The 19841-nt window shown below is 59.0% G+C and carries 17 protein-coding genes; 6 read left to right on the top strand and 11 right to left on the bottom strand.

Features of this window, described 5'->3' with window-relative positions; all coding sequences use genetic code 11:
• The first annotated feature begins 9 nt into the window (after positions 1-9).
• Complete coding sequence (gene pta, locus DWX63_RS04085; protein WP_089573084.1) at positions 10-990, top strand: phosphate acetyltransferase; 981 nt, start codon at positions 10-12, stop codon at positions 988-990.
• Positions 991-1538: 548 nt separating this feature from the next.
• On the opposite strand, the gene DWX63_RS04080 is transcribed toward pta, so the two are convergent.
• The 9 genes from DWX63_RS04080 to rnd form a co-directional block, all read right to left on the bottom strand.
• Positions 1539-2717, bottom strand: a complete 1179-nt coding sequence (locus DWX63_RS04080) for an acetate/propionate family kinase (RefSeq protein ID WP_117842887.1) — start codon at positions 2715-2717, stop codon at positions 1539-1541.
• 164 nt (positions 2718-2881) lie between these two features.
• Positions 2882-4060: an acetate/propionate family kinase gene (locus DWX63_RS04075; RefSeq protein WP_117797974.1), complete on the bottom strand. Its 1179-nt coding sequence runs from the start codon at positions 4058-4060 to the stop codon at positions 2882-2884.
• A 120-nt stretch (positions 4061-4180) separates the two neighbouring features.
• Entirely contained in the window at positions 4181-5341 is a 1161-nt protein-coding gene (locus DWX63_RS04070) for an MFS transporter (RefSeq protein WP_117842886.1), read from the bottom strand.
• A gap of 119 nt (positions 5342-5460) precedes the next feature.
• Positions 5461-6351 (bottom strand): LysR family transcriptional regulator, encoded by an 891-nt coding sequence (locus DWX63_RS04065; RefSeq protein ID WP_117779287.1) that lies wholly within the window; start codon positions 6349-6351, stop codon positions 5461-5463.
• Between the two features lie 41 nt (positions 6352-6392).
• Positions 6393-6728, bottom strand: a complete 336-nt coding sequence (locus DWX63_RS04060) for a histidine triad nucleotide-binding protein (RefSeq protein WP_117842885.1) — start codon at positions 6726-6728, stop codon at positions 6393-6395.
• A gap of 48 nt (positions 6729-6776) precedes the next feature.
• Positions 6777-7043 carry an exodeoxyribonuclease VII small subunit gene (gene xseB / locus DWX63_RS04055; protein ID WP_006234311.1) on the bottom strand — a complete coding sequence of 89 codons (267 nt, stop codon included), beginning with the start codon at positions 7041-7043 and terminating at the stop codon, positions 6777-6779.
• Positions 7044-7085: 42 nt separating this feature from the next.
• Positions 7086-8537, bottom strand: coding sequence for an exodeoxyribonuclease VII large subunit (xseA, locus tag DWX63_RS04050; RefSeq protein ID WP_370445870.1), 1452 nt, complete (start codon positions 8535-8537; stop codon positions 7086-7088).
• A 115-nt stretch (positions 8538-8652) separates the two neighbouring features.
• Entirely contained in the window at positions 8653-9357 is a 705-nt protein-coding gene (locus DWX63_RS04045) for a zinc metallopeptidase (protein WP_089573079.1), read from the bottom strand.
• Positions 9358-9421: 64 nt separating this feature from the next.
• A complete protein-coding gene (gene rnd, locus DWX63_RS04040; protein ID WP_006234315.1) occupies positions 9422-10555 on the bottom strand; it encodes a ribonuclease D in 1134 nt (377 codons plus the stop codon).
• A 98-nt stretch (positions 10556-10653) separates the two neighbouring features.
• Between rnd and DWX63_RS04035 the strand changes: the two genes are divergently transcribed.
• From DWX63_RS04035 to DWX63_RS04015, 5 genes are all read left to right on the top strand, one after another.
• Positions 10654-11571 (top strand): diacylglycerol kinase family protein, encoded by a 918-nt coding sequence (locus DWX63_RS04035; protein ID WP_117629772.1) that lies wholly within the window; start codon positions 10654-10656, stop codon positions 11569-11571.
• Between the two features lie 410 nt (positions 11572-11981).
• A complete protein-coding gene (locus DWX63_RS04030) occupies positions 11982-13784 on the top strand; it encodes a C69 family dipeptidase (protein ID WP_158551678.1) in 1803 nt (600 codons plus the stop codon).
• Positions 13785-14192: 408 nt separating this feature from the next.
• Positions 14193-14765, top strand: coding sequence for a hypothetical protein (locus tag DWX63_RS04025; RefSeq protein WP_117770122.1), 573 nt, complete (start codon positions 14193-14195; stop codon positions 14763-14765).
• A gap of 106 nt (positions 14766-14871) precedes the next feature.
• Positions 14872-16623: an ABC transporter ATP-binding protein gene (locus DWX63_RS04020; protein ID WP_117842884.1), complete on the top strand. Its 1752-nt coding sequence runs from the start codon at positions 14872-14874 to the stop codon at positions 16621-16623.
• Positions 16616-17362, top strand: coding sequence for an energy-coupling factor transporter transmembrane protein EcfT (locus tag DWX63_RS04015; RefSeq protein ID WP_117842883.1), 747 nt, complete (start codon positions 16616-16618; stop codon positions 17360-17362). The genes DWX63_RS04020 and DWX63_RS04015 overlap by 8 nt, the downstream gene beginning before the upstream one ends.
• A gap of 125 nt (positions 17363-17487) precedes the next feature.
• Here DWX63_RS04015 and DWX63_RS04010 read toward each other — a convergent pair whose 3' ends face one another.
• The gene (locus tag DWX63_RS04010) at positions 17488-18234 is read right to left on the bottom strand and encodes an aspartate/glutamate racemase family protein (protein WP_229028173.1); all 747 of its coding nucleotides are present in this window, start codon (positions 18232-18234) and stop codon (positions 17488-17490) included.
• An 84-nt stretch (positions 18235-18318) separates the two neighbouring features.
• Positions 18319-19575, bottom strand: a complete 1257-nt coding sequence (locus DWX63_RS04005) for an ATP-grasp domain-containing protein (RefSeq protein ID WP_117629769.1) — start codon at positions 19573-19575, stop codon at positions 18319-18321.
• Positions 19576-19841: the final 266 nt, after the last annotated feature.

Genomic DNA, 19841 nt, shown 5'->3' with positions numbered 1-19841 from the left:
AGGAGTAACATGAGCGATTTCCTAAACCGTATGAAGTCTGCCGCCAAGGCCGACCTTAAGACCATCGTCCTGCCCGAGGGCGAGGATCCGCGCACCATCGTCGCGGCCAACAAGATCATCGAGGAAGGCCTGGCCAACATCGTCATCCTGGGCGATCCCAACGAGATCAACGTCCCCGGCGCCACCGTCATCGATCCGCGCAACGCCGAGAAGCACGAGGAGTACGCACAGAAGTTTGCCGAGCTCCGCGCCAAGAAGGGCGTTACCATCGAGCAGGCTCGCGCCCAGGTGATGGACGCCACCTACTTTGGCACTATGATGGTCAAGATGGGCGACGCCGACGGCCTGGTCTCCGGCGCCTGCCACTCCACCGCCGATACCCTGCGCCCCGCGCTGCAGATTCTCAAGACCGCCCCAGGCACCAAGCTGGTCTCGGCCTTCTTCGTGATGTGCACCGACACCCCGCAGTTCGGCACCGACGGCACGCTGATCTTCGCCGACTGCGGCCTCAACATCAACCCGTCCTCCGACGAGCTCTCCGAGATCGCCATCGCCTCCGCTCACTCCTGGTCCACCTTCATGGGCAACGTTGAGCCGCACGTGGCCATGCTCTCCTACTCCACCATGGGCTCCGCCGGCGGCGAGGTTGCCAAGAAGGTCCAGGAGGCCGTGAAGTTCTGCAAGGAAAAGGCTCCCGAGCTCGCCATCGATGGCGACCTGCAGCTCGACGCTGCCATCGTCCCCACCGTCGCTCAGCTCAAGGCTCCCGGCTCCTCTGTCGCCGGCAAGGCCAACGTGCTCGTGTTCCCCGACCTCGAGGCCGGCAACATCGGCTACAAGCTGGTCCAGCGCTTCGCCGGTGCCGACGCCTACGGCCCCATCCTGCAGGGCATCGCCAAGCCGGTCAACGACCTGTCGCGCGGCTGCTCTGCCGACGACATCGTGGGTGTCGTGGCCATCACCGCCGTCCAGGCTCAGATGGCTGAGTAGCGGACGTATCCCCTCGGGACCCTACAGGGTAAAGCTCTGAAAACGTCCTCGGACATGTCGGAAGCCCCCGCTGTGCACTACGTGCGGCGGGGGCTTCCTCCGTCCTGCGGAATGTTTCAGAGCTTTACCCTGTAGGGTCCCTGCCGCTACGTGGCAGCTAAGGAATCTGGAGTGGACGGCGGCTTGGCTACGAGCTGGGGCTGAGGATCTGAATGAATGGGTGCAATTGTTGGGAGCGAAGGCGTTGCGGATATGGCCACTTTGGATCTGCGAGACGTGCTGCAGATCGGCGGCTGTTCAAGCGGAAAGCGTATCCCAGTTTGAAGGCGAATTTTGGGATGCAGTTTCCCCTTGGGGCCTGTTTGGGAAACTGCGGGACGGAATTTTGCTTTATTGTGGGTCGCACTTTCCGCAACGTGCCTCAACCGGAAAGCGTGTCCCAGAATTTGCGCTCGAAATGGGATAGGGTTTCCGCCGTCCGCCTGCTAGCAAAAAGGCCTCCTGAGTCGTTGCTCTGGAGGCCTTTCGCTTACTTGCAAATGCGCGCGTTAGTTGTTCTTGGTCAGACGCTCGACGTCGTGGGCGATCATGTATTCCTCGTCGGTGGGGATGACCATGACCGTGACGGCGGAACCGGCGGCGCTGATGACCTGCGGTCCGTTGCCCACGGCCTCGCGGTTCTTGTTGTTGTCGATGCGCACGCCCAGCCACTCAAAACAGTCGCAGAAGGCCTTGCGGATCGACCAGTCGTTCTCGCCGATGCCGGCGGTAAAGGTGATGGTATCCACGCCCGCCATAGAAGCGATCATAGAGCCGGCCTGCTGCATGGCCTTGTAGGCGAACATATCGAAGGCGAGCAGGCAACGTTCATCGCCCTCGGAGGCGCGCGTACGGATGTCGCGGGCGTCGTTGGAGATGCCCGAGATGGCAAGCAGGCCAGACTGCTTGTTCATCATGTCGTCGACTTCCTGGTAGCTGTAGCCGCCCTCGCGCTGCAGGTAGCACACGGTGGCCGGATCGATGGAGCCGCAGCGGGTTCCCATCATCAAGCCGTCGAGCGGCGTGAGGCCCATCGTGGTATCGCGGCAAACACCGTCCTCGATAGCGGCAAGCGAGGCACCGTTACCTAGATGGCACGAAAGCAGGCGGTGGCAGCGCGAACCCAGGATCTCCTTGGCCATCATCCACTCGTAGCGGTGGCTCGTTCCATGAGCGCCGTACTTGCGCACGTGATACTTGTCGCACACGTCCTTGGGCAGGGCGTAGGTGTAGGCAACCTCGGGCATGGTCATGTGGAACGAGGTGTCGAAGACGGCCACGTTGGGCAGCTCCGGATACTTCTCACGGCAATACTCAATCGCCGCAGCCTCGCCGTAGTTGTGCAGCGGAGCCAAGGGAGCCACCTCAAGAATCTTGGCCATGACTTCGTCGTCGACGACCGCAGAATCATCGAAGTGCCAGCCACCCTGAACGATACGATGTCCAATGCCGTCAATCGTAAAGTCGGTCTTATCGAGCTCCTCGAGTACGCGCGCAATGGCCGAGCGATGATCGGGGAAGGGAACCTCTTCGGTCTGCTTGGCGCCACCGTTCTCGGCGTGACCAAAGATGCCCATGTCCGAGCCGATACGCTCGCAGTTGCCCTTGGCGAAAACCTCGCGGGTATCGGTATCCAAGAGTTGATATTTAAGGCTTGAACTACCAGCGTTGACAACAAGTACGTTCATGAGACTCCTTTGCAATGCAATACGGTCGGTACAGGCCCCTTAAGGCGGCCGCATGTTAATAAGAAGTTATCATAACTTGATAAATAGCTATCAGATATATCGACCAGCGAGCGCAAAAGAGGGGCCGAACGGCATGTTGCCGTCCAGCCCCTCCCCTCTTGTAATTACTTGGCGTTGACGATGCGCTCGACGTCGGAAGCGATCATGAACTCCTCGTCCGTGGGGATGACAAAGATTTTGACCTTGGAATCCTTGGCAGACAGGCACCAAGCGCCGTCACCACGCAGGGCGTTGCGGGCATGATCCATCTTGACGCCCATAAAGGCCAGGCGGTCGGCAACGCCGGCGCGGACGGCCGGAGCGTGCTCGCCGATGCCGGCGGTAAAGACCAGGGTGTCCATACCGCACATAGAAGTAGCCATCTCGGCCGCCTTGGCGGCAATCTTGTAGACGAACATGTCAAAGGCAAGCTGAGCCTCGGGGTCACCAGCGGCGGCGAGCTCCTCGACGTTGCGGCAGTCGTTGGTCTTGCCGCCGGTCACAGCCAAAAGGCCGGACTTCTTGTTCATCATCTCGTCGACCTCGTCGAAGGTGTAGCCGCCTTCGCGCTGCAGGTAGCACACGGTAGCAGGGTCGATGGAGCCGCAGCGGGTGCCCATCATAACACCGTCGAGCGGCGTCAAGCCCATGGTGGTGTCCATGCACTTGCCGTCCTCGATGGCGCACAGGGAAGCGCCGGAACCGATGTGGCACACGACGACCTTGCGAGCCTCGCCGTTGGTCATCTCGGCGACCTTCTTGGAGATGTAGCGGTAGCTGGTGCCGTGGGCGCCGTACTTGCGGATGTGCAGCTTGTCGCAGACGTCCTTGGGCAGGGCGTAGGTCTTGGCGACCTCGGGCATGTTGAAGTGGAAAGCGGTGTCGTAGACCGTGACGTTGGGCAGGTCGGGATACTGCTCCAGGCAGTACTCGATAACGTTGGCCTCGGGGTTATTGTGCAGCGGGGCGAGCGGAGCAACCTCGCGGATCTTGGCGAGGACGTCCTCGTCGACGAGGGAGGAATCACCGAAGTACCAACCGCCCTGAACGATACGGTGGCCGATACCCTCGATCTTGACGCCGTTGGCCTCAAGGTCCTTCAGGACGACCTCGATGGCGACCTTGTGGTCGGGGAACTCGATGTTCTCGGTCACCTTCTTGGAGCCGTTGGCAGCGTGGGTGAAGGTACCGCCGGTAAAGCAGACGCGCTCGCAGGAGCCCTTTGCGGACACCTTGTGGGACTTGGTATCGATGACCTGATACTTAAGGGTCGAAGATCCTGCGTTGACGACCAGAACGTTCATGTGTCTCCCTACTAACAGGCGGTGTGGCGCCGCCAGGTTACATACGCTTCAATAATAAACCCAAACGCCCTCGCGCTCGGGTTTATTGCGTTGATATATAAGTTATCGGTGCCCAAATACTCATGACCTTTGGCTTGTAAGACGAAATAGCGCGGGGATATACACAAGGGAAGAAATCCCGAGCGCGACAAGCAATACGACTCGAATGCCCGCAACGCTACTCAACACAGCGTTGAGCAGATAGAAAAGAACGGCACCCACCGCCACCATCTGGCTTTGAACCGAAATCAGTGAACAGCGCATCGAAGAATCGGCTGCCTTTTGAAAAATTGAGTATTTAATTGGAGCAAATAACGAGTACGCAACCGTCTGCAGCACATAGAACACGGGCAGCAAATTAGCCGGAGTAAGGGGAATCAAAAACAAAGCTGACAGGAAAAGGCGCACGATGCCGCAAATACGCGCAAAGCGGCCCTTGTCGACATGAGCAATCGCACAGGGCACAATAAGTCCCATGGAGGCCGAGGCAAGGAGCTGGACCGCAATGGTCACACCCGAAGCGACGGCATTCATTCCGCGACCCGCAAGCAGCAGTGAGAAAAAGTCTTCCAGGGCGACAAAAGCAAATGCCTGAGAACAGTCCATGATGAACGCTGAACGAAGAATGCCATTACCCGCAATAGCGGTACCGATCATCTTCGGGCTAATCCCATGTTCAGGTGTCGTCGCAGTGCCCCCTCTTCGCATTTCAGGAATGCAGACAACGACAACCAACGTCAACACCATTGCGATGATATCTGCCGAAAGACCAATGAGATATGCACCGACGGACGAAATGAAACCGCCCACGCAAGCGGAGATGGCATAAGAGGCATAGAAAACAAATCGCTCAACGACATTAAGTCTTACGAGCTGGTCCTGAGAGACGCTGTCAATGTAAATCGCTTCGATGGATCCGCTCACACACGCAACGGCAAAACCCTTGAGAGCGAACGAACCGATTAAAAGTAGAGGGGAACGGACGAGAAGCAGGGCGGCGTAGTATCCAAGCATTCCCACGACGCCAACGAGACCGCTTGTCTTTCGTCCAAACCTATCAGCAATATAGCCAGTGGGAACTTCGAGGATGAACTTGCTCACTTGATATGCAATCATCATGCTAGAAATCGATACCATCGAAAATCCGACGAACTCAAGGTAGACAGTTAGAAAATACAAGATGGTGCTGAAGTTCGACAGAAAAACGAACGTCATATAAAGCAAAACCGTACGGTTTTTCATGCTCCACCCTCCAAGAGTCAGCAATCTAAATCGGAATCTTGGAAAAGCATGAGGGCAAAGCTGTCAGCTATGTGTTACAAGGCGTCAATAATCACTTGATGCCTCGAAGCCAATTAATCTCACGAAGCAAGATGACGCAATAGGTGCAGAAAAACCGACTGGTGTCGATCAGTCCAGGCATTTTGTCGATAGCAAAAGTAGATGGGCAAGGCTACGTCATGTGAGGCTTCAATGGAGCACTCGCTCACTTCCGATCCATCCGATGCGAGAGAAGAGCCAGAAAAACTCAATATCAATCCCCCGGCTTGAAGAAACTCAGCCTGCGCCCTGTTTCCGTATTCGACATCGCGAAAGCGGAAATTAACCAGCTGAGCTTCGGGACATTGATTGATTGCATTGAGACAGGGTGACAAATTAATGGGAACAGCGAGCCTGCCGCCCAGTAACTCACGAATGGTCATAGCGTCAACAGATTGATGACCAGCTGGACATGAAAGAACCCTGAGCTCCTTTTCACCCATATATTTTGAAGAAAGGACGCTGTCCCGTGGTTCCTCAAACGAGATAGCCGCGTCCGAAATTCCAAGTATAAGTGATTCAAAGCATGTTGCCGTTGGCTGATGCCACACATCAAGATGAATCTGAGGGTGCGAGCGTTCAAACGAGTCATACCAGTTTTCGGCAAAAAGGCGCCCCCGCCCATGAAGGCAGGGGGCATAAAGACGAAAGTGGCCGTCGGGCGAGACGCCGTCGTCCCTCGATTGAGCGTACTTTTTGAGATCGTCGACTTGTGCCAGGATCACGCGTGCACGACGCGCAAATTCTCTGCCCGCCGGAGACAAAACAGCCTCCCCCGCCGATCGGTCGAGCAAAACAATCTGATACTCAGATTCCAACTTTTTTATTGCCGACGAAACGGCCTGTGGGCTCACATGAACGGCTCGAGCCGCTTTGCGCACGCCGCCGTAGTTCGCTACCGCTTGAAGGTATTCGAGTTGAGAAAGCTGCATAGGTTACTCCAAAGGCAGCCAAGTCGACGGCCTACGCGCCCTCAGATGAGGTTCTCGCCCAGGTTCTTGCCGCCGAGGACGTGCATGTGGAAGTGCATGACGGTCTGACCGGCGTTAACGCCCTTGTTGGAAATGACGCGGAAACCGTCCTCCAGACCCTTGACCTTGGCGACCTCCTGGATGGCGTGAGCCATGGCGCCCATGGTCTCGGCAGGCACGTTGTCGGCGATGTCGCTGTAGTGCTTCTTGGGGATCACGAGCGTGTGGACCGGCGCCTGGGGGTTAAGGTCGTCGAACGCGATGACCTGGTCGTCCTCGTAGACGACGGTCGAGGGGATATCGTGGTTGGCAATTTTGCAGAAGATGCAATCACACATGGTTGTTCCTTTCTCACAGACCAAGGTAATTATATTTGGTCGGGATGGTTAGAACGAGAGGTTGTCGTCGGTGTTGGCGGCCTCGCCGTCGGCGAGCACGTCGTTGCCGTCGACGTCCTTAAGGAGCACCGAGACCTTCTGCTCGGCATCGGACAAGCGGGTGCGCAGGCTCTTGAGGAGCTCGACGCCGCGGGTATAGCTCTCGAGCGACTCCTCGAGCTCCATATCGCCCGACTCCAGACTGCGGATGATGAGCTCCAGCTCCTGCGAGGCCTGCTTGTAGGTGAGCTGCTCCACCGGGGTCTTCTCTGCCATATATGTTTCCTTTCCTAAAGGTTTATCACTATGAAACGCGGTCTACTCGACTGCGTTGACGGTTGCCGACACGTTGCCGTCCGCCATGCGCACGCGGATGGCGTCGCCGGGCTTAAAGGTCTTGGCGCTCGTAGCAACCCCATCATCGCTGTACGCGATGGAGTAACCGCGGGCAAGTACCTTAAGCGGCGACAGGGCATCGAGCGAAGCCGCCGCTCGGCCCAAGTCGGACGCGGGCTTGCTGAGCATCGTGCGCCCCTGATGCTCCAGACGGGAACTCGCAAGCGTGAGCGCATGGCGTTTGCCATCGAGCCCCGAAGTGCTTGCAACCAAACGCTCGGGCAGGCGCTCAAAGTTGGAGCGGAATGCCCCGACCGAGCGCGCTATGGCGCCCGACAGGCGGTCGGCAGTCAGGGCAAGCTCGGACTCGCGACGCTCAACCATAAACGTTGGATCGTTAAGACACGGGCGGCACGCGGCTGCATCGAGCGCGTCGCCCAGACGAGCCGTATAGGTGTCCCAGGCACGACGGCCGCGTTGGTCGAGCATTTCCAGATCGACCTGATCAGACCCGATCATCGAAGCCATCGCGGCGCCCAGACGCTGATGGCGCGTCTCGAGCACGTCGGCCAACTCCGTCATAGCCGGCGCCACCGATTCTGCCGCTGCCGTTGGCGTGGAGGCGCGACGGTCGCTCACCATGTCGCAGATCGAGGTATCGGGCTCATGCCCAATGCCCGTCACCACAGGCACGGGACAGGCTGCCACCGCACGGGCAAGCTCCTCGTCGTTAAAGGTCATGAGGTCCTCAAAGGAGCCGCCGCCGCGCACCAGCAAAATACAGTCGGGCGCCGGCGCAATGGAAGCGGCGCGGCGCAGGCCCTCAATGAGCTCGGCCGGCGCACCCTCGCCTTGAACCTTGGCGCCCACGCAGACGAGCTCGACGAGCGGGTTGCGACGACGCAATGTGCGCTTGACGTCGTCGATTACGGCACCCGAAAGCGAGGTGACAACCGCCACGCGGGAGCAGAACACCGGAATGCGGCGCTTGCGCGCTTCGTCCATCAGGCCCTCGCGGCGTAGCTTTTCGGCCAGTTGCGCCACTTGTTGACGCAGCAGACCCTCCCCCGCCAGCGAGAACGAGCGGGCAACGAAGCTCATGCGACCCGTAGGCTTGTAGAGATTGAAGCTGCCCTTAAAGCTCACCTGCATGCCGTCACGCAGATCGAAGGTACGCTTGAGATAGGCACCCTTCCAGATGATGCAGTCGACGGCGGCCGAGTCGTCTTTAATCTGGAAGTAGCAGTGGCCGCTTCGGGCATTGGGGCCACGGAAGCCCGTGACCTCGCCCAGAACGCTCAGCTGCGGAATGGCATCGAGCGCACCGGCGGCGATCTCTACCGCCTGGCTCACGCTGAGCTCCTTACGCTCCTGCTCGTCCGAACCGTCGAACTCGGCGGAAACGGCATTGCCGGTCAGATTCCAGCCTGCCACGCAGCCTCCTTTCGTTATCGTGCACAAGGGCTCCGGCCCTGCGCAAATTCAAGTCCAACACATAGTACAGCGCCGCGGGGACACAAATCTCCGCGGCGCCTGTCAAGCCAATTTGTTATCGGTTGGAGTTTCTGTTGTAGCGAGCCATAAGATAGAGCAGCTGAATGATCGAAGTGAGCGCTGCAGCCACATAGGTAAGCGCGGCTGCCGTCAGGACCTTCTTGGCACCGTTGACCTGCTTGGAACTCATACCCGACTGCTCAATATACGCCACGGCGCGCCGACTGGCATCAATCTCGACCGGCAGCGTAACGAGCTGGAACAGCACGCTAAACGAGAAGAAGATCAGCGCGATGGTCGTGAGTCCCGCGATGTTCATAAACAGGCCCATGAGCAGCACGATGGTCCAGGTGTTCTGGGTAAAGTTGACGACCGGCACGAGGGCGGTACGTACCTTCATCATGGCATAGCCGCTTTGACGCTGCGCGGCATGGCCTGCCTCGTGACAAGCGACAGCAACGCTTGCGACCGAGCCGCCCGAACGGTTGGAATCCGACAGATACAGGTTATTGTCCTGCGGGTTGTAATGGTCGGTGAGCTCACCGGCGACGCCCTTGATACCCACGGCGTTGCAACCGTTGGCGTCGAGCATGCGGCGAGCGACCGTGGCACCCGTGTCGCCGTCCGAGCGAACCTTGGACCACGTCTTGTACGTCGAATTGATATAGCTCTGCGCAGCAAGGCCAAGCACCGTGCAGACAAGAACAACCAGCAGGTACAGCGGGTCGATGCCAAAGCCATATCCATAGTAATAGGGCATGCGAATTCCTCCAAATCGAGTTACACGTTGGAGGCATTCTACCCACTCAGCAGACTAGGCTTCCCTATAACAACTCAATCTTTCCGTCCTTCACGGTGAGCCCCATATTGCCGGAAAGCAGATCGTCCAGGCGCGAACCCACAAGCTCAAAACGCCAGCCTTCGCGCAGGGGGCTTTGCTCAGGATGCTCGATGTAATCGGCCAGGTCATCGCGCGAGGCAATGACCGAGGTCGCCACCCCCGAGCGCTCGGCAACCAGGCGGATGAGCGCATACATCAGGTCCGTCACGCTCTCCAGCTCCGGCGAGATCTGACGGTGTCCGCGCACCATGAGCGGCAGGCGATCGTGCGGGCAGCTCGCGCCGCGCTTGATGGCCATGAGCGCACCGTCCACGTCGCGCTCCCCCAGCTGGTCGGTACCGCGAATGCTACGGAACTCCTCAACGCGGACGGGATTGCGCTTAACGAGCGCAAGCAGCGTGTCGTCGGACATGACCCACTTGCGCGGGATGTTACGGCGCTCGGCGCGGTCCTCGCGCCAGGCGGCGAGCTCGCGCGCGATACCCAGCTGGTGACGGCTGCACGAATTGATGCGCTTGACCTTGCGGAACGCCTCGTGGCGATCGGCGCGATAGTGCGACTCGTCAGCCAGCGGGCGCAACTCGTCGAGTACCCAGTCCACGCGGCCCAGCTCGCGCAGACGGCTCATCATCTCGGTATAGGCGACGATCAGGTACTTGACGTCATCGATCGCGTACTCAATCTGCTTATCGGTCAGCGGGCGACGCGACCAGTCGGTCAGCGACTCAGTCTTGGGCAGCGAGACGCCGCAAAACGTCTGCACGAGCGCGCCGTAGGAAATCTGCTGGCGCTCGCCTAAAAAGGCGGCGGCCACCTGCGTGTCAAAAATCGGACGCGGCAACACGCCTACGGTATGAAGCATAACTTCCATGTCCTGCGAGCAAGCATGGAACACCTTGGTCACGCTCTCGTCGGCCATGAGTTCGGCCAAGGGAGACAGGTCGTCGATCACCAGCGGATCAACCGCGACGCTCTCGGCAGGAGTGGCAATCTGGACCAGGCACAGGCGCGGATGGAACGTGCGCTCGCGCAAAAACTCGGTATCGACGGCAATCGCGTCAAACTCACGGGCGCGCTGACAAAAGTCGAGTAGAGCCTGATGTGTGGAAATGTACATATCAACCCATCGAATAAGGTTAGGCCCGAAAAACACGGGTAGGATATCGGCATTGCCTTACAACTATACTCGGTTAGTCACAGAACGGGAACGTAAGTATGCGCTGCCTTATCATCCACAACCCGGCATCGGGCCCCAGCTCAGATGAAATCTACGCATTCACGCACGCCCTCGCGCAGGGCGGCGACGAGGTCGTGATGCGTTTTATCGGCGATGGCATGGAACCCGAAGACGCCGTGGCAGACGTGCGCGAGTTTGATCGCGTGGTGATTTCGGGCGGCGACGGCACCGTCTCCAACGTACTCGACCAAATGCGCGGATGCGGCGTCCCCACGCTCGTCTTCCCCTCCGGCACAGCCTGCCTGTTCTTTAACAACATCGGTAATGCCCCCGAGGCAGCGGCACTTGCCAAGGCCTGCCGTGCCGGTCGCACGGTCAAAGTGGACATGGGCGAGCTCTTTTGGCTCGACGAGAACGGCAACGAAAAGCGCCACGGCTTTATCATCATCGCCGGCTCGGGCTTCGACGCCGAGATCATGATGAAGGCCGCCCCTACCAAAAACGACATCGGCGAGATCGCCTACTTCCTCTCCGCGCTCGCCACGCCTAACCCCACGGTGGCGCACTTTACCATCGAGCATGACGGCATTGTCGAGGAGCTCGATGGCATCTGCTGCATGGCCGGCAACACCTCGGTCATCCAAAACGACATCAACCTGTTCCCCAACTGCCGCATGAACGACGGCATGGTCGACATTGCGGTCATCGAACCCGTGCGCACCGTGCAGCTGCTGCCTACCGTGATCACCGCTGCGCTTGACCCCGCCGGCAAGGTACTCGGGCGCCCACAGTTCAAGATCATCCAGACCAAGGAAGCCAAGATCACCTGCACCCCGTCACTGGGCATGCAGTTCGATGGCGAGATTATCTCCAGCAATTCGGGCGTCTTTGGAGCCCGCGCGCTTCCGCAATGCCTCGACCTCATCGTCGACGAATTCTCCCCGCTCGGAAAATAGGAGGACCCTATGAACGACAATCCCCTGATCGGCTTTATTGTCATCGTCTTGGCCATGCTCGTCGGTTACGCCATCAACGTGATTCACCGCCGAAAGAAGTAAATCCACATTGGTATGATATTCATCCAGTTATCGACTCTCCCGCTGTTTATGCAAATCCTAAACAGCGGGAGAGTTTTCTTTTTGACCGCCGTCTAATGCTTTATTCAGCTACAGTAAATGCAGGGTGCCTTTATTTAACTAAAGCCATAAAATGAGTATTATTATCCGTTCATCGTATATTTCTTCACGCTCATCGAGCAAAGGCTGTTGTCGAGTGAATACTCTTTACACTTCCTTTAGGCTAGTAGATGTATTTATTAGCTGAAACTCCGTACGGTTTCGCGGGGTTTCAACAGTTGGGAGGGATTATGAGGTTTACTCATCCTGTCAACACGCTCAAGAAGCTCGGCTGCGGCCTTGCGTTTGGAGCAGCGGCTATCATGGCCATGCCGACTTCGGCACTCGCCTGCACCCAGATCTACATGGGCAGCAAGCTCACGGCAGACGGCAACACGTACTACGGCCGTTCCGAGGACTTCGGTCCGCGCTACATCAAGCACTTTGGCATTGAGCCCGCACACAAGGACGGCAACGAGTACACCTCGGTCGAGTCCGGTTTTGAGTACAAGTCCAAGGGCGCAACCTACCGCTACACCTTCGTTCGCGACAACCCCTCGCAGTGGGAAGATCGCTACGACGCATATTCCGAGGCAGGCATCAACGAGAAGGGTGTCTCCTGCTCTGCCACGTTGAGCACCTCCTATAACGAGAAGGCCGAAGAGGCCGACCCCATCACCGAGGAGACTGGCATTGGCGAATACAACTACGCCAGCGTCATTCTGGGCGAGAGTGCCACGGCCCGCGAGGGTGTCGAGCTCCTCGGCAGCCTGATTGACGAGCAGGGCGTCTGCTCCAACGACCAGATCATCATTGCCGACAACAACGAGACCTGGTTGTTTGCAGCGCTTTCCGGCCATCAGTGGATCGCCATGAGGCTCACTGACGATATCGCCTCGCTCAACCCCAACATCGGCAACCTCACCTATGACGTCGACCTCGACGACACCGAGAACTGCCTCCACTCCGAGGGCATCGAGTCTATGCCTAAGGAGAAGGGCTTTGCCGAGTACACCGACGGCAAGTTCGACGTCGCCAAGACCTACGGCGAGGAGATTGGCGAGGCCGGCATGCACCAGTGGTCGCGCTATATCCAGGGCCGCGATTACTTCATGGCTCCGCTTGCTGAGGGCACCGACTACAAGATCGTCAAGGACGAGCGCGAAGACGCTCGCGCGACGACCGGCGCCCTGGTCCACGAAATGCAGCCGCTGTTCTTTACGCCCGGCAAGTCCGACTGGAACACCTTTGAGATGATTCGTTCCTTCGCCGCTCGCGGCGAGAATGTCGCCGGCCTCAACGCCAACACCGACGGCGCGTATGCCATCGGCTCCAACCGCAACACCGAAATCCACACCTTCCAGATCCGTCACGGCATGGACCCCGAGATCGCGACCATCCAGTGGGAGATGCTCTCCAACGCCGAGTTCTCCGTCGCTATCCCCCTCTATTCCGCACTGCTCACCGAGGTCAGCCCCTACTTCAGCGATCAGGATGTCTCCTTCGATCACTGCGAAGAGGAAGACGTCGTGAACAACGAGGAGCCCGAGAACTCCATCAACTACGTCCTCATGGACATCAACACGCTCGCCTATGAGAACCGCGACCACTGCGCCACCGGCGTCCGCGCCTATCTCGACGCCCTGCAGAAGGAGCTCATCGAGCAGAACCTGACCGTCGACGAGGCCATGCAGGCCGAAGAAGGCACCGAAGCCCGCACCGCCCTGGCCAACAAGGCCGGCAAGGCTGCAACCAAGAACACCTATGTTAAGTGCAAGGCCATGCTCGAGGAGATGCGCGACTACCTCCAGGAGGGCGATTTCTCCGAGGAGTTCGTCCCGAGTGACTACGATGCTGACAACGACTGCCTGGTCGAGTCCATCACCTACGCCGACGAGGCCCTTTCCGATGAGGACGTGGCCGAGCCCGAGGCCGAAGAGGAAGAGGTCACCGAGGAGAAGTCCGAGGGCAACAACATGGCCGCCATGGCCGTTGGCGCCGTCGTCATCATCGGTGTCTGCGCCTACGTGATCTATCGTCGCAAGAAGGCCTAAGGCCCTCATGTCTTAGCTGAGCGGACAAGGCAGCAATGGCAGCCTCGCCCGCTTAGCCCGCTCTTTTGACCGACGGGAAACCCGCCTGAAATCTTTTTAAAAAAGATTTCCCCGCACACACTTCGCTGTGCTATAGTGCAGCGCAACAGCAACTAGGTGCGACCGCGCCACGGCATCACGAAAGGAGCCACCAACATGAAGAACACGATGAAATCTCTCAACAACTGGTGGTGGCGTGATGCGAATACGATCGGTCGACAGTGAGTCCCTCACGCCTGTTTTTGCGCTCTAGGTGATTGGAAGGCCTCCGGTTTCGACCGGGGGCCTTTTTCTATCTCGAGCCCGATCGCATTCGCATCACGCGCCTCCGCTTTTCTCTTGCAATCCCCTTCCGAAAGGATTTTCACCATGCCTCAGAACACCACCGCCACCCAGCCCCGCACCGTCCATACCGCCGATCGCGGCAAACTCGATGTCCGCGCCCTCGTCCTGCTCGCCATCCTGCTCGCCGCCGGCTTCATCCTCAACTTCACCGTCGGCAAGGCAATCTCGGGCATCTCGGGCGGCATGATCAGCCCCGAGTTCATCATCTCGGCCTTCTGCCTCACCATCCTGGTCGTTCGCCCCAACATCGGCCAGGCGCTCGTCATTGGCCTCATCTCGGCTGCCGTGATCCAGATCACCACCACTTCGCCGTTCGTCGATTTTGCCGCCGAGGGCATCGCCGCCATGCTCATGGCCGGCATCGTCAACGCCGCCGGCAAGAACGGTCAGGTCAAGCCTGCCGTCGCCATCGTCGCAACCTTCGTGACCACCTTTGTCTCCGGCGCCATCTTCATGGTCATCAAGATGGCCATGCTCGGCGTGGTCGGCGAGCTCGCCGCCGCCATGTTGCCCGTCGTCGCCATGACCGCCGTCTTTAACGCCATTCTGGTCGGCGCCCTCTACTTGCCCATCCAGAAGGCCCTGAAGCTCAACTAACCCACAGTGTCCCATCGGTAAAGACTGTCCCAAACAACTAGCTCTTGGGGACGTTCTTAAACGACTAGTCATTAAAGAACGTCCCCGATGACTATGAAAGGTATCCATGGAAACGATCATCAACGTCGACGATGTCTCGTTCTCCTATGGCACGCAGACCGAGCAGGCGCTCAGCCACATCTCACTCAGCGTGAACAAGGGAGATTTCATCGGCATTATCGGGCCCTCGGGCGCCGGCAAGTCCACGCTTGCCGCCTGCCTGTCGGGCGCCGTGCCCCACCACTACACCGGCACGTTCTTTGGGTCCGTCATGGTTGACGGCCACGACACCTGCGAGGTCTCGTTGACCGACGTGTCGCAAATCGTCGGCAGCGTGCTGCAGGATATCGACACGCAGATGGTCGCCTCGGTCGTCGAGGACGAGATGCTCTTTGGCCTCGAGAACTTTGGCGTTCCCCACGACCAGATCGAGCGGCGCGTGAGTGAAACGCTCGAGACCGTCGGCATCAGCGACCTGCGTGACCGCGAGATCGCCACCCTCTCGGGCGGACAGAAGCAAAAGGTGGCCATCGCTGCCATCCTCGCCATGCGTCCGCGCGTCTTGGTTCTCGACGAGCCCACCGCGGCACTCGACCCCGCCAGCTCCACGTTGGTCTTCGAGACGCTGCGTGAGGCAAACCGCGCGCTTGGAATCACCATCGTCGTCGTTGAGCAAAAGGTCGCCCTGCTTTCGGAGTATTGCAACCGCGTACTCGTGCTCAATCATGGCGAAATCGCGCTACAGGGCGAGCCACACGAGGTCTTCGCGCATACCGACGAGCTCCGTGCCATCGGCGTCGACTGCCCTCGCGTCACGCGTATCTTCAATAGCCTCGAGGCCGATGGCCTGGTAAGCGGTACCCCTTGCTTGGATGTCGATGAGGCCGAGCGCCTGATTTCGGGCATTGTCGACCCCGCACACGCGGCCAGCGAAGCCCAGGCGCCCGCCGGCTCCCCGCATGCACCGTCGTTGCGCCCGCACGCCAAGGACGCCGAGCCCGTGCTCACCTTCGATCACGTTGAGTTTGCCTATCCCAATGGCGGCGCCGCCGTACACGACCTCAACCTGACCCTCTATCCCGGCGAGCTCGTGGGCATCGTCGGCCAGAACGGTGCCGGCAAGACCACGCTCACCAAGCTGCTCACAGGCCTGCTTAAGCCCGCCTCGGGCAGCGTGCGCGTTACGGGGCTGGACACCGCAGCCGTTCCCACGAGCCGCATCGCCCGCGAAGTCGCAACCCTCTTCCAAAACCCCGACCGCCAGATCTGCAAGGATACCGTACTCGACGAGGTCGCTTTTGGCCTGGAGCTTGCCGGCATCGACCGTGCCGAGGCTCTGCGTCGCGCTCGACTCGTTATCGACCGCTTTGGCCTGCCTGCCGATGAGGCACCTTTCTCGCTTTCGCGCGGCCAGCGACAAATGGTGGCGCTTGCCTCCGTCGTAGTTGTTGAGCCCAAGATCGTCGTGCTCGACGAGCCCACGAGCGGCCTTGATTACCGCGAGTGCATGACCGTCATGGAAACGGTGCGCACCATGGCCGAGCGCGGCTGCGCCGTGATTATGGTCTGTCACGACATGGAAGTCGTTTCCGACTTTGCCGAGCGTATCGTAGTAATGGCCGACGGTCGTATCCTCGACCGCGGCCGCACGCACGAGCTATTCTCGAACATCGAGCTCATGCAGCAAGCCTACGTTGAGCCACCTCAGGTCATAGAGCTTTCTCATCGTCTGGCATCCTCCGTCTCTCCCGTCTTTGCACAGGTGAGCGAGGTCACCGATATCGTTCGCATTACCGAGGAGATGGTCCACCGTGGTTAACGTCATCGACTATATGCCGGGCGACACACTGCTGCACCGCTTGAACCCGGTCGTCAAACTGGGCCTTGCCGCCGCCATCATCATCGGCATCTTCCTGTCCGACACCTACGTGGCGCTGTTGGGCTTTTTGGCACTCACCCTCGCACTGGGCGCCTATGCCGGTGTCGTCGACCGTCTGCTCTCGCTACTCAAGCTGCTGATTCCGCTCGCACTTATCATGCTGGTGCTTCAGCTGGCCTTTATGCGCGACGGCAACATAGTGTGGGGCTTTATCACCGACACGGGCCTCATTACCGGATCGAAGGCCTGCCTACGCCTGTTGGGCGTGGCGCTGCCACTCATCCTCATGCTTATGGTGACCAAGCTCAACGACCTCGCCAACGCCTGCGTCGAGGTGCTGCACGTGCCGTATCGCTATGCCTTCACCTTTACCACGGCGCTACGCTTTGTGCCGGTGTTTGGTCAGGAGATGAACGCCATCATGGAAGCGCAGACCGCACGCGGCGTCGAGTACGACACCAAGAACCCCATCAAGAAGCTTAAGCTCATGCTGCCACTGTGCGTGCCACTGCTCATCTCGAGCGTGGGCAAGACCGATGCCACAGCCTTGGCGGCAGAACAGCGCGGCTTCTATCTGCGTACACGCGCCAGCTCGTACAAGCGCTACTCCATCAAGGGCCTGGACATCGCCGTGCTCATCGTCAGCATCGCCCTCATCGCCATCGGCTTCCTGTTCTAGTTCGCCACCGGCAGCAACCGCCCAACGCAAAAGGCCTCGGCTCGCACCAAACGAGCCGAGGCCTTTACTGTTTCACCAGATAAAACCTACCAAAATTAACCTGTCCCTTTTTGACAGGTCGGAAGCTAGAGGCGGTAGGGGGCGCCGCTGCGGATGATGGATTCGCGCACCAAGACATCCATGGCATCGAGGGTGATCTCGGGCATCTCTCGATACTTCTGCAGCACCGATAGCTCGGTGCAGGCCAGAATGACACGGTCGCAGCCGCTACGGGCGAACTCCCACATCACGCGGTCGAACTTATCCATATCGGGCTCACGTCCGGCCTTCACATCATCGTAGATAAGCGACATCACATCGTTCTGACGTTTCTCGCTGGGATAGACAACCTCAACACCCGCGGCCTCGCATTCGCGGCCGTAGACGCCCGCGCCCACGGTTCCGTCGGTGCCCATGATGCCAATCTTGCGCACCGGCTCGGCCGGCATACTCAGGTTGGGGTCGAACTCGCACTCCCCCATCACCGCACCCGCAAGGGCATAGCGCACCGACTCACGCGGCATGTGGATAATCGGCACCTTCGTAAACGACTGGATCTGGTCGTAGAAGTAGTGTGACGTGTTGCAGGGAATGGCAATGTGCGCACAGCCCAGCGACTCGAGTGCCTGGGCGCACTCTTTCATGGTCGCCAGCAGCTTGGCATGCTCGCCGGTCTTAATGGCCAGCGTGCGGTCGGGCATGGTCGACTTGGAGAGCACCACCATGTCGATATGTTCCTGATCGCAGGCAGCAGCCGTATGACGCACCACCTGGTCGTAGTAATATGACGTGGCCTCGGCGCCCATGCCGCCGATAACTCCCAGCTTTTCCATCGCCGCCTCCTTGGTGACGCTTGCGCAATTGCGCGTATCATACCCGCGCCCGCCCGATGTAAACCGGACGGGCGCCGCACTCATCTACTTGTAATACGTCTTGAACAGCTTAAAGTGGCGCAGCTTGGTGTGCCACATGCGCAGCCAGCGGTTAAAGACAAAGTCGCCCTTCATAAACGAAGGGTCGGCGCCCTTGCCTTCCTTGTCCAGGCGATGCACCTTAGCGCGCAGCTCGGGATCCTTGACGTACTTGTCGACGACGCCCATGGGAACGACCATCCACAGCGCCTCGTCCTGCGCCGTCACAAACTCCGGCTCAAACGGGCGGTTGAACACATACTCGTCCACCACATACTTGGCAACGTTAAAGCCGCTGTTAGTGACGTAGTAGTTGCTGCGACCTTGGCGCGTGTTGAAATCGAAGAACTTAAACGAGCCGTCGCGTTCGTCGTACTTAACGTCAAAGTTGGAATAACCCACAAAGTGAAGGTCCTCGAGCAACTTGCGCACGCCGCCCATGAGCTCGTCATTGGGCTCGGTGATGATACAGGCGTGGTTGCCGACACCGTGAGGCTGATGCTCCTCGAGCAGCACGTGGCCCAGGCACATCATGCGGACCTTGCCGTTGCGGTCGGAATAGCTGGTGAGCACGCGCATATACTCGTCGTTGCCGGGCACGCGATCCTGCAAGATCAGGTCGTCGGTGTAGCCGCTGGCATACGAGTCGCGAATGACCTGTTCCAGCTCGGCACGGTCGGCAATCTCATAGGCCTTTTTCTGGCCCTCGAACTCGTGCTGCCACCACATGATGCCGTCGGAAGGCTTCAGGATCATCGGGTAAGGAAAATCGATCTGGTCGAGCACTTCGGCAGGTGCCTCGCCTTGGGCATTCAGCATCGCCATGGTGAAGGTAAAGGTATGCGGATAGGGCACGCCGTGCTTCTCGCACAGCTCGTAGAAGATCTCCTTCTTCTGACACTGCTCAAGCATGCTGTAGGGAGCGTAAGGCGCGACGATGTTATCCGCCAGCTCATGGGCATCCTTGGCCTGAGCCACGAGGGCAACATAGTTATCGCCACAGCCCACAAGGACAATCGTCTTGTCGGCATGCGCTTGGGCAATGCCGTTGACGGTTTTGAGCATCACGGGCATGGTGTCGATATCCACGTTGGGCGTGTAGTCGATAATCTGGCTGCGGTAAGCGGGACCCGTCTGGTACTTGCCAAAGACCAGACTCTTGACCTGGTACTCTTCGTAGAAGGCGCGCGCCACCGAATAGGCGTTGATGTCGCCTCCGAGCAGCACGGGAATGAACTCGCGCTCTGTAAACTGCAATGCCATGGAAACTTCCTATCATGAACTGCCCACACAACGGGCGGTCTTTGCGCAACTGATTTATTCTAGCGTGCCAAGCCGCCGGCGCCCAAAGCTCCACCGTATCTATGGCAATCGACGTGATCGTCCAGCATAAAGCCGCACTCACCGCGATGGGGCCTTGTAGCCGCAAACCCCCTGTTGAGATAGCTTTCACGACCGAAAGCCCGTCCGCAAACAGGCCCCCGTAACGTTAAAGTTGAACTCTATGGTTTCTCAACAATTCATCATAA

The sequence above is a fragment of the Collinsella sp. AF20-14LB genome (assembly GCF_003459505.1).
In the GTDB taxonomy this organism is placed as follows: domain Bacteria; phylum Actinomycetota; class Coriobacteriia; order Coriobacteriales; family Coriobacteriaceae; genus Collinsella.
The sequence above is the reverse complement of the archived record's forward strand: the minus strand, read 5'-3'. Positions and strand labels throughout refer to the sequence as shown.